This is a genomic window from Vibrio sp. Evd11, from assembly GCF_900382755.1.
GTDB lineage: Bacteria > Pseudomonadota > Gammaproteobacteria > Enterobacterales > Vibrionaceae > Vibrio > Vibrio lentus.
The window spans coordinates 44621-58518 of record NZ_OSDX01000016.1; the positions used below are offsets into that span (position 1 = coordinate 44621).

At 44.0% G+C, this 13898-nt stretch carries 10 protein-coding genes; 7 read left to right on the forward strand and 3 right to left on the reverse strand.

Features of this window, described 5'->3' with window-relative positions; all coding sequences use genetic code 11:
* Positions 1 to 67: 67 nt before the first annotated feature.
* The 4 genes from ED652_RS09420 (at position 68) to ED652_RS09435 (ending at position 6827) form a co-directional block, all read left to right on the forward strand.
* The gene (locus ED652_RS09420; protein ID WP_122054539.1) at positions 68 to 3418 is read left to right on the forward strand and encodes a helix-turn-helix domain-containing protein; all 3351 of its coding nucleotides are present in this window, start codon (positions 68 to 70) and stop codon (positions 3416 to 3418) included.
* A gap of 686 nt (positions 3419 to 4104) precedes the next feature.
* Positions 4105 to 4326 (forward strand): FeoA family protein, encoded by a 222-nt coding sequence (locus ED652_RS09425; RefSeq protein ID WP_008221191.1) that lies wholly within the window; start codon positions 4105 to 4107, stop codon positions 4324 to 4326.
* Positions 4327 to 6600: a Fe(2+) transporter permease subunit FeoB gene (feoB, locus tag ED652_RS09430; protein WP_065103146.1), complete on the forward strand. Its 2274-nt coding sequence runs from the start codon at positions 4327 to 4329 to the stop codon at positions 6598 to 6600. It begins immediately after the preceding gene.
* Positions 6597 to 6827, forward strand: coding sequence for a FeoC-like transcriptional regulator (locus ED652_RS09435; protein ID WP_004734201.1), 231 nt, complete (start codon positions 6597 to 6599; stop codon positions 6825 to 6827). Before feoB ends, ED652_RS09435 begins: the two co-directional genes overlap by 4 nt.
* Before the next feature lie 137 nt (positions 6828 to 6964).
* Here ED652_RS09435 and ED652_RS09440 read toward each other — a convergent pair whose 3' ends face one another.
* Positions 6965 to 7393, reverse strand: coding sequence for an HIT domain-containing protein (locus ED652_RS09440; RefSeq protein WP_065110960.1), 429 nt, complete (start codon positions 7391 to 7393; stop codon positions 6965 to 6967).
* Positions 7394 to 7499: 106 nt separating this feature from the next.
* Positions 7500 to 9233: an arginine--tRNA ligase gene (gene argS / locus ED652_RS09445; protein ID WP_122054507.1), complete on the reverse strand. Its 1734-nt coding sequence runs from the start codon at positions 9231 to 9233 to the stop codon at positions 7500 to 7502.
* 350 nt (positions 9234 to 9583) lie between these two features.
* Between argS and ED652_RS09450 the strand changes: the two genes are divergently transcribed.
* On the forward strand, positions 9584 to 10180 hold the full coding sequence (locus ED652_RS09450; RefSeq protein ID WP_102314876.1) for a VOC family protein: 597 nt from the start codon (positions 9584 to 9586) through the stop codon (positions 10178 to 10180).
* A 309-nt stretch (positions 10181 to 10489) separates the two neighbouring features.
* On the opposite strand, the gene purU is transcribed toward ED652_RS09450, so the two are convergent.
* Complete coding sequence (purU, locus tag ED652_RS09455; protein WP_029223462.1) at positions 10490 to 11323, reverse strand: formyltetrahydrofolate deformylase; 834 nt, start codon at positions 11321 to 11323, stop codon at positions 10490 to 10492.
* A gap of 263 nt (positions 11324 to 11586) precedes the next feature.
* On the opposite strand from purU, the gene ED652_RS09460 reads away from it, so the two are divergent.
* On the forward strand, positions 11587 to 11787 hold the full coding sequence (locus ED652_RS09460; RefSeq protein WP_017079481.1) for a hypothetical protein: 201 nt from the start codon (positions 11587 to 11589) through the stop codon (positions 11785 to 11787).
* A gap of 160 nt (positions 11788 to 11947) precedes the next feature.
* Positions 11948 to 13876 (forward strand): ATP-dependent DNA helicase, encoded by a 1929-nt coding sequence (locus tag ED652_RS09465; RefSeq protein WP_122054509.1) that lies wholly within the window; start codon positions 11948 to 11950, stop codon positions 13874 to 13876.
* Positions 13877 to 13898: the final 22 nt, after the last annotated feature.

Below are 13898 nucleotides of genomic sequence, written 5' to 3' on the forward strand. Positions count from 1 at the left end.
AATTTCATGTGTTGTTGCTGTTCAGGATTAAACGTTGTCTCAAATTATCTTCAGAATGTTCATGTTAATGAGCATTTCATTTAGCGTTCTAGCGGTAAATACCTCACCCTCTGTTTTTTACCCTTTGCCTGTTCAGGCGCAGGGGAATTTCCTTGCGGCCAAAAACCTCTATCTAGGTGCTGGTGGTGGATTATGGATCCATGATGTGCATGGAAAAGTGCTCTTTTATGATGGTCGGGCTCTACTGCCACGCAAGGGCAGCCTTCTGCAGTTTTCATCGGAAAGCGTCGCTTTTCTTAACGATGAGTTTTGGACTTTTTTTGACAACGAAGTCTACCGACATAGTCCTGGCATCGGTAATGAACTCGCCTTCAGTTTGAGCCCCGGTGCTGAGATCGCCAATATTGGTGCTTCAGGTGACTTTATTTGGGTCACAGATGGAGCCAATTTCTACACCTATAACACTCAGTCCTTAGAATTTAATACCTACTCACTTCTCAAACTGTACCGATACAACAACAGTAGCGACATTACGATTAATGATGCTGAGTGGGTACTATCAAAATGGGTTCTGGCCACAAGTTCTGGTACTTACCTTTCAGAAAATCAAGAGTTTGCCCATGTTCCTGCTTCCGATAAACACTACATCGAAACCGTCTACTTTTCGAATGCGAGACGTGAATTACTGATTGGGACATTAAATGGCGTTGTGATTGTCGATTTGGCTAATTCAGAGAAAGAGACCAAGATCAGTGGCTCGCATGTTCTCTCGGTTGCTGAAACCACGGATCAATATTGGATTGGTACTGAGCACGGCCTGATTAGCTACAACTTTATTACCGGCGAAATCACTCGTTTTGAACAAGCTGCTAACCAAGACTTTTCGTTACCGGGCGAGAAAATTTACTCACTAATTAATGATCATGCTGGCGGAATGTGGGTGGCGACAAATAATGGTATCCGTTATTTTTCATTGTTTAGTAAGACTTTTTCTCGCACGCCACTTAACGGAATGGGAATGCACTCGAGTAGCGTTGTGATCAACAAAGTGCAGCCTGTTGCTGACCACCAGTCTTGGGTCGCGTCATCTATGGGCCTATATTTGGTCGATTCGCAAAGTGAAGATGTTCCTATTCGTGTTCATACAAAACCAGTTAAGGATTTTGAGATCTTTGGTTCATCAATCTGGATCGCAACTGAAGAGGGCATTCTTAGTTTTAATACCCAAACGTTACAGGTTGAACCGCTCGATTTGCCGAGAGCGATTCAGGGCGTTCATGTTGAGAATTTTGCTCTTCAACCGGACCAAACTTTGTGGATGACATCTGGGCAAAACCTATATTCGTTATCGATCCAGACTATGCAGTTAGCGTCTTATGGGGCTGATTGGTTGGTCGATAAGTTTCTCCCCGCCGAAATTACAGACCTCAATGTAGGCTTGCAAGGCAGTGTGTACATCGGCACGGATCATGGTTTCTATTCATTTATCGATAAGAGAATCAGTTTCAATCGTTCTAGTGAGCGATTTGGCAAAGTTGTCGATATTGAGCAAGCAAAGGACGGTTCTCAGTGGTTTGCTGGCAGTTACGGCGTGTACCGAATTCCCTATGACAGCAACATCATTGATGAGATCGCCCTTGTCGAAGACAATATCAGCCCGAATTGTTTAATCAGCGATGACAATGGTGTGTGGCTGGGATCATCTAAGGGGATCAGTTATTACGGACTCGATGGCCAGTTGCATAAACACATCGGCTCACCGTTTGGTTTGATCACCAATGAATTAGCGGCGGGTGCTTGTGCACTGTTTTATAGTGAGGCAAATCAATCTTCGAGGCTTGTTCTAGGTTCTAAGTATGGTGTGGTCAGTGCATTGTCCAATGAGCTTTTAGTATCGACGACGCCTCATAGCCGAGCATTATTAAGCAAGATCAGTGTTGATCAAGAAACGGTATCGCTTGGCGGAAGAACGGTCGATTTAAAAGAAATACCTTATGGCTCTTCCATTGGTTTCAAGCTTGGTATTTTACCCGCGACGTTTGCTCCTGCGATGGAGTATAGGCTCAATGATAATGAACCTTGGAGTGAATTTGAGGGAGGCTTGCTTACGCTAGACCACTTGCTTCCCGGTGACTACACGCTTGAAGTGAAACCGGTGAAGGACTCGCACTACCGTTTTGTTTCCACCAATCAAAGCTTCTCGATAGCTGAGCCTTGGTATCTGAGCAACTGGGCAGCAGCAAGCTCCTTGATTCTACTTATTTGTGTAGTCACTATTCTGGTGTTTTGGCGTTCACGCTATGTCACTTTTGCCAACAGACATTTAAAAGCGCAAGTCGCTTTAAAGACCGATCAGTTAAGGCATCAAAGCCGGATTTTATTAACGACCAATCAACAGCTCAAAAAGCAGCTGTCTGTTAAGAATGTATTGGTTTCTCATACGGCGAAAGAATTGTCCGATGAAGTGAATCAGATTGCCGTAATGCTACCCAATTGGAATGATGACCAAGGAAAGTCTCCGATCCTAGCGCTAAAAAATGGCTTAGCTCAATTGAGTAATAGCCAAGAGGGAGAGGGAACGGTTTGTTACGACGTGATTTTGATCTTGGAGTCGGTACTCAAAGCTTGGAAGGACGACTTAGCTAAAGCGGGAATCGAGCTGGATATCAGCGTTGAAACCAAGCACCGACATGTGTCGCTGTTGTATTTTAATCTCGATATTATCTTTAATAGCTTGGTCGCGAGTATCATCAAGCGAAATTTCAAATCGCAGAGTATGGTGATATTGGTGGAAGAGGTTAAAAGTCATCTCGTTGTTACGATAAGAGATCATGGTATGCCTTTCCCTAAGTTGGCTTCAGCGATTAATGACAGTAGTGGGAAATCAACCGATCTTAATATTGAAAAGCTGCCTTTATTGATGAATCAAAGTGGTGGAGAACTCAATGCCTTCATTTCGGATTCTCAAAATAAAGTTCAACTGTCTTGGCCAATTGAATATCAAGTATTGCAAAACCTTGAAGCGAGTACCATAGAGCAAATCGAGACGATCAAGCACACAGCGTCAAGTTCAGAACAACAGAAAGTGAGTGCGGAACAGGAGTGGAAAAACAAAGTTTCACAGCTTGTGAGTGAACACTACGCTGATGCCGAATTTGGTACAGCAACTGCTGCGAAGTATTTGTTCATGTCTGAGAGAAGCTTACAACGACGTTTTAAACTCGCTTATCACAAGACATTCAAGGAACACTTGAATGAAGTTCGTCTCGAACATGCTTGTGAGCGCTTACTCGCGGAAGAAAAAGTGTCAGACGTGGCCTTTGATTCCGGATTTAATGACCCGTCCTACTTTAGCCAAAGGTTTAAGCATCACTTTGGTATGTCTCCCTCTAAGTTTGCAGAAAACAACGAAGAGTAGTGATCTGCTGATTCAGACTGTTTTCATTTAGATAAAGATACTCTAAGCCTCGACATTCGTGTTGGGGCTTTTTTACGCTCATATGAGATAGAGATAGAGATAGAGATAGAGATAGAGATAGAGATAGAGATAGAGATAGAGATAGAGATAGAGATAGAGATAGAGATAGAGATAGAGATAGAGATAGAGATAGAGATAGAGATAGAAAGGGTTAGGGTTGCAGTAAGTTTGCTAGGGATATAACGAGGAAGAAAAAAAATATCGTGGCATAGCCGGGGGGACTATACCACGGGTGTCAAGGACACCTTCGCTTGCTGCCGGAGTGATATGGCAAGCCACATCACCTCTGGAATAAAATTAAAGAGAATTAGTTTCTCTTCGATGGAGTAACTATACGTCTGCCCACTTATTTTACTTATAAAATTAACGACAGATGGCCATGAGAAAACCGACATTATTTTAAGTGTTTGATAAATAGTGGTTTTGTGTTGTTTTGAAAGATTCGTACTAGTGAGGTAGTTCTCGTTGCTTGTTGAAAGTAACGTTTTTGACGTAAACGTTTTTAACGAAATTTACGAGTATGTATTTTCGAAAACATTGATTTCACACAATGGAATTGTGGTCATGTATGTGTATTATGCTGGTAATAACAATCTTTCTCATTATCAGTCACGAATTGGGTATTTATGAAACTCTCACAACTAGAGCAAGGCAAAGCGGCTTCTATTGTTGCACTAACAGGTTTAACACCAGAAGTTAGAAAAAAACTTATGGTCATGGGCATGTTGCCAAAAACCGAGGTGACGTTGATTCGCCGTGCACCTATGGGTGATCCGCTTCAAGTTGAAGTGAGAGGCGTTTCAATCGCCATTCGTGAAAGCATCGCAGAACAAATCGAGGTTATCTAAATGGATTATCAAGTTCTAACCGTTGGTAACCCTAATAGTGGTAAAACAACATTATTTAATGCATTGACCGGCGCCAAGCAGCATGTTGGTAACTGGGTCGGTGTAACTGTAGAAAAGAAGACGGGTGTCTATTCTCACGCTGGTGATAAGTTTCAGCTTACCGATTTACCTGGTATCTACGCGCTAGACAGTGGTAATGACGCGAACAGTATCGATGAGTCTATTGCATCTCGCGCTGTGCTTACTCACCCAGCAGATGTGATCATCAATGTTGTTGATGCGAGCTGTTTGGAAAGAAGCTTATACATGACATTACAATTGCGAGAATTGGGTCGCCCAATGATCGTTGTATTGAACAAAATGGATGTATTAAAGCGTGAACGTCAGGTCATTAACCTTAAGGCTCTAGAAAAAGAGCTAGGCTGTCCGGTTCTGAGCTTGTCTGCTAACGACAAAGGCCAAGTGGTTCGCTTTAAAGAACGCCTTCATAAGTTACTTGTTCAAGGTGTGAGCCTTGACCCTATCTCTATCGATTACGACGCAGCATTAGAAGCACTAATCCCTTCTGTTGAATCACAATTTGATGATGCTGATGTGTCGCATAGAGCACTAGCGATTCGTGCTTTAGAAAATGATTACTTGGTTTTAAATGGTCTTGCTCCTCAGCCTCGCACTCAAATTGATAGCGTGCGCCTGAGTGCTGACTTTGATATTGACCTTGCGGTTGCCGATGCAAAATACACTTTTCTACATGACCTGTGTAAGCGTGTTCGCCGCAGTGAAGGCAAGCTAAGCCGAAACTTCACAGAAAAAGCAGACCAATTCATTTTGAACAAGTGGGTTGGTATTCCTTTCTTCTTCGTCATTATGTACTTGATGTTCATGTTCTCTATCAATATCGGTAGTGCGTTTATCGACTTCTTTGATATTGGTGTAGGTGCGTTATTGGTTGATGGTGGTCATCACTTATTAGACGGACATTTACCTGTTTGGTTAGTGACAATCCTTGCCGATGGTATCGGTGGCGGTATTCAAACGGTTGCTACCTTTATTCCGGTAATCGCTGCTCTTTACCTATTCTTAGCGGTACTAGAAAGTTCAGGCTACATGGCGCGTGCTGCATTTGTACTTGATAAAGTGATGCAGAAAATCGGCTTGCCGGGTAAGGCTTTTGTTCCTCTGGTACTTGGTTTTGGTTGTAACGTTCCTTCGATCATGGCAACACGTACTCTTGACCAAGAGCGTGAGCGTAAACTGGCAGCATCAATGGCACCGTTTATGTCATGTGGTGCGCGTTTACCAGTATACGCACTGTTTGCAGCCGCATTTTTCCCAGGTGCAGGGCAAAACGTAGTCTTCGCTTTGTACATCATGGGTATTGTTGCTTCTGTGTTCACAGGCCTATTCCTTAAAAATACAATCTATCCTGGCAGCAGTGATAGCTTGGTTATGGAAATGCCGGATTACGAATTGCCGACTGTGCAAAACGTAATGCTAAAAACGTGGCAAAAACTAAAGCGTTTTGTGCTTGGTGCTGGTAAAACAATCGTAATGGTTGTGGCTATTCTTAGCTTCCTGAACTCATTAGGTATGGACGGCAGTTTTGGTAACGAAGACAGCGAAAGCTCAGTGCTATCTAAAGCGGCTCAAGTTGTGACTCCAGTGTTCCAACCGATTGGTATTACTGAAGAGAACTGGCCAGCAACGGTTGGTATCATCACTGGTATCTTCGCTAAAGAAGCGGTTGTCGGTACATTAAACAGCTTGTACACCACACCTTCTGACGAGGAAGCGGCTGAATTCGATTTAGCTGCAAGCTTGCAAGAAGCAGTCATGACCATCCCTGAAAATCTATCTGGCTTGAGCTATTCAGATCCGTTAGGTATCGAAGTGGGTGACTTATCGGACTCAAGCTCTGTCGCTGCGGATCAAGAAGTTGATACTTCTATCTTTGGTAACCTGAAAGACAAATTTGTATCAGGGCATGCGGCATTTGCTTACTTAATCCTAATCTTGCTTTACACACCTTGTGTGGCAGCGATGGGTGCTTATGTTCGTGAATTTGGTCAGATGTTTGCGCGTTTCATCGCAGTTTGGACAATGGCACTTGGCTACTTCGGTGCGACCTTCTATTACCAAGCGGCAAACTTCGCTGCTCACCCAGTCAGCAGTGCGGTATGGATGGTGGCGATTGCTGGTGGCTTTGTATTGACGTATCGAGTCTTCAAGAAAGTCGGCAGTAAGCAGAAAGCATTAGAGGTGCAAGTAGTATGATTTTAACTGAACTTCATCAATACATTGATAACGAGGGTGTCGCAGCTCGTAGTGAACTCGCGTCTAAGTTTGGCATGAGTGAAGATGGTGTTGATGCGATGCTGAGTGTGTGGGTCAAGAAAGGGAAGGTATCTCGCTTGGTCGACACCAACAAGCATGGACATACAACACGTATTCGTTACACCATCAGCAAACAAGATGGCCTGTCACTGAATGTGATGATGTAGTTCAGGTCTTCATACTCTCGTTGAAAACGGCGAGATTAGACAATAAAAAAGCCGCTCACCTATTTTAGATGAGCGGCTTTTTGTTATGTATCTTTTCTGAACAGTCTTACTTTAAAGCGTACTGAGATGAACTCGAATTATGCTTTCTTGAAGATAGAGCTCAATGACAGAACGTTCTGGATACGAGTATGGATTGCTGCTTGTTCTTCTTCTGTACGCTGCTCACCTTTGGTGTTTCCCCATACTGGTCCTGGCCATGCGATATCATCTTTGAAACGTGCAATATGATGAATGTGCAGTTGTGGCACCATGTTACCCAATGCGCCTAGGTTTAACTTGTCTGGTTGGAATGTCGCCTCTAATGCTTGGCTTACCGCTTGAGACTCAAGCAAGAACTGCTGTTGTTCTTTCATTGGTAGATGGTGCAGTTCTTTTAGGTTGGCACGTTTTGGTACCAAGATAACCCAAGGCACTGCGCTGTCTTTGCTTAGCAGCGCCAAGCTTAGTGGAAATTCGCCGATAAGCGTGGTGTCTTTTGCTAACTGTGGGTGAAGTTCAAAGCTCATTATTATTATCCATTTCGATTTCTTGAATTCAGTATACGTTAGATAAAACAAAAGGTTGATGCTCTCACATCAACCTTTGTATTTATTCATTGTAACCCGAAGGGAATTACATACGCTCTAGAGTTTCAATACCTAGAAGCGACAGGCCTTGCTTGATAGTCTTAGCTGTCAGTGCAGCAAGCTTCAGGCGGCTCTGTTTAACTGTTTCGTCTTCAGCCACAAGGATAGGGCACGCTTCGTAGAAGCTAGAGAATTGACCAGCAAGTTCGAACAGGTAGCTACACATGATGTGTGGTTGACCTTCGCGAGCAACAGACTGTACCGCTTCTTCAAATTGTAGAAGTTTCGCGATAAGTGCTTTCTCTTTCTCTTCAGTGATTTTGATTTCACCTTCAAGAGAGTCCATAGAAATGCCTGCTTTAGCAAAGATTGAAGCAACACGAGTGTACGCGTACTGCATGTACGGTGCTGTGTTGCCTTCAAATGCCAGCATGTTTTCCCAGTCGAACACGTAATCAGTGGTACGGTGCTTAGAAAGGTCTGCGTATTTAACCGCTGCCATTGCTACTGTGTTCGCGATGGTTTTCTTCTCGCCTTCTGCTAGCTCAGGGTTTTTAGATTCAATCAGCTGAGTTGCACGTACTTCTGCTTCGTCCAGAAGGTCAGCAAGACGTACTGTACCGCCTGCACGAGTTTTAAATGGCTTACCATCTTTACCTAGCATCATGCCGAATGCGTGGTGCTCAAGAGATACAGACTCAGGAACATAACCCGCTTTACGAACAATAGTCCAAGCTTGCATTAGGTGTTGGTGCTGACGAGAGTCAATGAAGTAAAGTACGCGGTCTGCGCCCAGTTCTTCAAAACGGTATTTAGCACATGCAATATCGGTGGTGGTGTACAGGAAGCCACCGTCACGTTTTTGTACGATAACGCCCATCGGGTCGCCATCTTTGTTTTTGTATTCGTCTAGGAATACAACTTGTGCGCCGTCAGACTCTTTTGCTAGGCCTTGTGCTTGTAGATCAGCAACGATGTTTGAAAGCATGTGGTTGTACATACTTTCACCCATCACATCATCACGTGTCAGTGATACGTTTAGGCGATCGTAGTTACGTTGGTTTTGAACCATGGTTACGTCAACCAGCTTTTTCCACATTTCAGCACAGTATGCGTCGCCGCCTTGCAGTTTCACTACATAGCCACGTGCTTTTACTGCGAATTCTTCGTCTTCGTCGTAAAGCTTTTTAGATTCACGGTAGAACTGCTCAAGATCTGAAAGCTCCATTGAAACTTCACCAGTTTCAGCTTGGATACGCTCAAGGTTTGCGATAAGCATACCGAATTGAGTACCCCAGTCACCAATGTGGTTAGCACGGATAACTTTGTGACCTAAGAACTCAAGTGTACGAACAACAGCATCACCGATGATCGTTGAACGTAGGTGACCAACGTGCATTTCTTTTGCAACGTTTGGAGCAGAGTAGTCAGCAACAATTGTTTGTGCTTCAGCTGCTGCAACACCAAGGCGAGAGTCAGCCAGTGCTGCGTCTGCTTGTTGTGCTAGGAATGCTTCATCTAGGAAGATGTTTAGGAAACCTGGACCTGCGATTTCAACTTTAGAAGCGATACCGTCTAGGTTTAGAACGTCCAATACTTTTTGAGCAAATTCTCGAGGGTTAGTGCCTAGTCGTTTAGCAACGCCCATAACGCCGTTTGCTTGGTAGTCACCAAATTGTGGTTTTGCAGATTGGCGAACAGCCGCAGGAGAGCCTGCAGGTGCGCCAGCGGCTTCTAGAGCCTGAGATACTTTGTCATTAATCAGTGCTTGGATATTCACACGCGTTTCCTTCAATTCAAGGATGAATAAGAGTGGCCGTTATTTCGTGGGTATTAAATTTGGTTAATTATGCTTCGAGTTAACGATTTAATGCCGAAATGAACAACAGACTCTGTTTAAGTTCACAAAAATGGCGTTAATCATACCAATTTTGTGGGGTTTCTTATAGGTCGAATTGATAGAAAATTAACATTTCCTGAGGGGTTTTTGACAATCGACTTTGACCAAGCCAGCTTTGTCTATTTAGGAAAGTAAGACACCGTACTTTTTGAACGTTTTTTTGTCAAAGCAACGCTTGTTGCTGAAAGTAAAACTGATACCATGCAGCCATTATTTGGAGAACAAAGACAATGACGATGAGCCTGAAGCAAGCCGAACTAGAACCACAACAAATGATTGCGCGCCTTGATACGTTTATGGCGAAAATTGAGAACCTAGGAAATACATTGGGTTTAGATTTAAGCTTTGCTCAAGCGGATCATATTGCATTAAGAATCAACGAAACTGAGCTTGCGAAATCAGCACATCAAGCATGGTCTGAATATGGATCTACGATTTCAGAAGCGATGATTAACGGTCGTCCAATTGTCGTGTTGGCTTTCGATGAACCATTGCAAAGTCTTGGTTGGAAGATTGAGTGTTTAGAGCTTCCGTACCCTGCTGAAGGCAAAATTTACCCGTCTCAAGACTGGGAGCACGTTGAGTTTGTGATTCCTTCTCACGCACAGACTGCCGATGAGTATCTAGCGGACCTTAAAGAAACCTACCCACAGTTTGCCGCTAAGTTTGAAACCTTGGCTGAGCAAGGTGTTAAGATCAAACTCTCTAGCCCGAAAGGCGAGGGTGAGCGTTTGAATAACCCAACGGTTGCATTCAAACATCAAGGGATTTGCATCAAGCTGCATCCACACTCTTTGAAGAAGATTGTAGAGTCTGAACAGGCTTAATTTGGGTAGAGAATTGCTGGGATAGATTCCTGATCTCGCCTAGGCTCGTCGGAATGACGGAGTGCTTGATAGTGTTTGCCAAAGTTTATCTTTAGATGCTGACTGAGCGCTCGAGGACGTATGTCAGAGTCTACAGTTAGAAGATTCATGGCTGAATTCGTCATTCCCGATAGCGACGAAAGAGCGTAGTTGGAAATCTCTAAAAGCTAGTCTAATAACCAGATACAAAAAACGCGCAACGGGTTAACCCTGTTGCGCGTTTTTTATTGGGTTCTAACTGAAAGTCTTACTGTAAATCGAATCCCCGACTTACAGAATTACAGTCTTGTTGCCGTAAACAAACACATGATCGTTGATCACTTTGTTTAGAGCCTTACTCAATACGTTTTTCTCTACGTCACGACCGGCTTGAGCCATGTCTTTTGCGCTGAAGTTGTGATCCACTGGGATAACATCTTGCTTGATGATTGGGCCTTCATCGAGATCGTTTGTCACGAAGTGCGCCGTTGCACCAATGATTTTTACGCCGCGTTCATACGCTTGCTGGTATGGTTTAGCGCCAATAAATGCAGGTAAGAAGCTGTGGTGGATGTTGATGATCTTGTGGTTGTACTTCTCAACAAAGCCCGGAGTCAGCACTCGCATGTATTTGGCAAGAACCAAATAGTCCGCCTCGTACTGGTCAATCACTTCAAGCATCTTCTTCTCATGTTCTTCACGGTTTAAACCTTCGTGAGAAACATGATGATAAGGGATATCAAAACGCTCGGTTAAGCTTTGTAGAGTATCGTAGTTGCCAACAACAGCGGCAATTTCTACATCCAAACTGCCATCGAAGTTTTTCATCAGAATATCGCCAAGGCAGTGAGCTTCTTTAGTCACGAGTATCACGACACGCTTACGAGATGAATCAACAAGCTTACGTTTTGTGTTTTCTGGTAGCGCTTGATCTAAATCGGCGAGTAAGGTTTCGTCATTGAAGTAACCCTCTAGCTCGGTACGCATAAAGAAGTGGCCGCTAGTATTATCAACGAACTCATTGTTGTGAATAATATTGAGTTGGTGCTTGTAACAAATGTTGGTGATCTTTGAGATGAGGCCTGGGGCGTCAGTACAATGTGTTAATAAAGTTTTTCTTTCCATTTGCATCTTACTTCCATGAAATGTTTTTATTCTTCAAATTTAATGCAGGCCGTCGAACGGTGAACTGAGCCGCAATATCACCGTTATAATTAATCTATTATCAATTTGGTTTCAACAAAATCTACCGTTCATTTAGGGGATTAATAAATTGAGAGGCTTAACAAATTCAGGTAGAGGTTAGATTTCTGACGGTTTTAACCGACATTCTCGGTCAAGTCCCACTAGAGCGAGCCAACATTTCAGCCATACATAGGTGATCATTTATGGATAAAGAGTTACTAGCGAAAAAGTTATATTGTAAGCGTGTAAATTCATTAGTTGGTGATGTTCAGGTGGACGGCAACGTTCTTGATGAAATGTGGGAAAGTAAGGCTTCTCCGACTGATGCTGCTAAAGCCATGCAATCAAGTGATACCGACTTTACTGGTGCGCCTTGGTTATCTCGTTATTTGAATCGTAAGTAGTTAAACAACCCTTTCACTTGTTTTGGGCTAGGTTGATAAGAAGGACTTAGCCTGCCATGTTCTATTCGATATACATCTCCGGTGCGCAGTCATTTCTGATTCGCACCGGCTCACTAAACCTGCCATAATTCGCCTTCTATTTTTCTAAACCACGTACTTTATGATATCTAAAACGTTTTCTGCTGATGGTGCTCTGGGTAAAGCGATCCCTGGGTTTCAACCACGACAAGCTCAGCTGGATATGGCTGAAGCGGTCTCACAGGCCATTGAGCAACAAAGCCAATTGGTTGTTGAGGCGGGGACAGGTACCGGTAAGACGTTTGCTTACCTTGTGCCAGCGCTGCTAAGTGGCAAGAAAACTATTATCAGTACGGGGTCTAAAAACCTTCAAGAGCAGTTGTTTCATCGTGATTTACCACTCATGGTCGATGCGCTTGGCTTTTATGGTCAGGTTGCTTTGCTGAAAGGCCGTTCAAACTATTTGTGTTTAGACCGCTTGAGCCGCCAGATGATCGAAAGTCATGGCACTCATACCGATCCAACATTGTTAGCTCAGTTGGTGAAAGTGCGCAGCTGGTCTTCGGCGACTCAAACTGGTGACTTAGGTGATTGCGATGATATTGCTGAAGATAGCCCGGTTATTCCAACCATTACCTCAACTAACGACAACTGCTTAGGTAAAGAATGCCCAAGCTACACTGATTGTTTTGTGCTGAAAGCGCGTAAAAAAGCGATGGATTCCGATGTTGTCGTAGTAAACCACCATCTGTTTCTTGCGGATTTAGCGATTAAAGAAACCGGGTTTGGTGAGCTTATTCCAGAGGCTGATGTGTTTATCTTCGATGAAGCGCATCAACTTCCTGATATTGCCAGTCAGTACTTCGGACAATCAGTATCAAGCCGCCAAATCCAAGAACTAGCCAAAGACATTGAAATCGCTTACCGCACTGAAGCCAAAGACATGCGTCAGTTGCAAAAGGTTGGCGAGAGGCTAATTCAATCAGCCGCTGACCTACGTATTGTGCTCGGTGATACCGGCTTTCGTGGTAACTGGCGTGAGGCGTTGAAGTCAGAGTCGATTGCGAGAGAGCTCGTGCGTTTACAAGATGCGTTGCAACTGGCTGTGGATGTATTGAAATTAGCATTGGGTCGAAGCCAGTTGTTAGACACGGCTTTCGAGCGTGCAACCATGATTAAATCGCGTATTGAACGCGTGTGTGATGTGTCGATTACCGGTTATTCCTATTGGTATGACACGACACCACGACAATTTGCTTTGCATATCACGCCTCTTTCGGTTGCCGATAAATTCCACGAACAAATCGAGCTTAAGCCGGGTGCTTGGGTGTTTACTTCAGCAACGCTAGCGGTGTCGGATGATTTCGACCACTTCACCTCTCGACTTGGATTAAAGCCGTCGGCGCAGTTTTCATTGCCGAGCCCATTTGATTATCCGAATCAGGCACGCTTGTGTGTGCCTCGTTATCTTCCAGAGCCCAACAGTCCGGGTTTGGCCGACAAATTAGTCAGAATGCTGGCTCCCGTCATTGAGCAAAACCAAGGTCGTTGTTTCTTCTTGTGTACCTCACACAGCATGATGAAAGAGTTGGGCGAGCGATTCCGTGAAACGCTTACTGTACCTGTTCTATTGCAAGGTGAGACCAGTAAGCAAAAAACCTTAGCGGAATTCATGGAATTAGGTAACGCATTGCTGGTGGCCACGGGGGCATTCTGGGAGGGGATCGATGTTAGGGGCGACGCATTAAGCTGTGTTATCATCGATAAATTGCCCTTTACCGCCCCAGACGACCCGTTACTTAAGGCTCGAATCGAGGATTGTAAGCTAAAAGGGGGTGATCCTTTTGCACAAGTACAGTTACCAGACGCAGTGATTACCTTGAAACAAGGTGTTGGCCGATTAATACGTGATAAGCGTGATAATGGCGCTTTGATTATTTGCGATAACCGCTTGGTGACCCGTGATTACGGTGGTGTGTTTTTGGCGAGTTTACCGCCTATCCCACGTACCCGTGACTTAGGGAACATTAAAGAATTCTTAGCTAAAGACCATTCAACCGCTGCTGAGTAATTGGCATTGTTGAACTTAGCCA

Bases quoted from the DNA above. Each gene is read 5' to 3' on its own strand.
- ED652_RS09420 (WP_122054539.1), top strand. From the start codon at position 68: ATGAGCATTTCATTTAGCGTTCTAGCGGTAAATACCTCACCCTCTGTT.
- ED652_RS09435 (WP_004734201.1), top strand. From the start codon at position 6,597: ATGATTTTAACTGAACTTCATCAATACATTGATAACGAGGGTGTCGCA.
- ED652_RS09450 (WP_102314876.1), top strand. From the start codon at position 9,584: ATGACGATGAGCCTGAAGCAAGCCGAACTAGAACCACAACAAATGATT.
- ED652_RS09460 (WP_017079481.1), top strand. From the start codon at position 11,587: ATGGATAAAGAGTTACTAGCGAAAAAGTTATATTGTAAGCGTGTAAAT.
- ED652_RS09425 (WP_008221191.1), top strand. From the start codon at position 4,105: ATGAAACTCTCACAACTAGAGCAAGGCAAAGCGGCTTCTATTGTTGCA.
- ED652_RS09465 (WP_122054509.1), top strand. From the start codon at position 11,948: ATGATATCTAAAACGTTTTCTGCTGATGGTGCTCTGGGTAAAGCGATC.
- purU (WP_029223462.1), bottom strand. From the start codon at position 11,323: ATGGAAAGAAAAACTTTATTAACACATTGTACTGACGCCCCAGGCCTC.
- feoB (WP_065103146.1), top strand. From the start codon at position 4,327: ATGGATTATCAAGTTCTAACCGTTGGTAACCCTAATAGTGGTAAAACA.
- ED652_RS09440 (WP_065110960.1), bottom strand. From the start codon at position 7,393: ATGAGCTTTGAACTTCACCCACAGTTAGCAAAAGACACCACGCTTATC.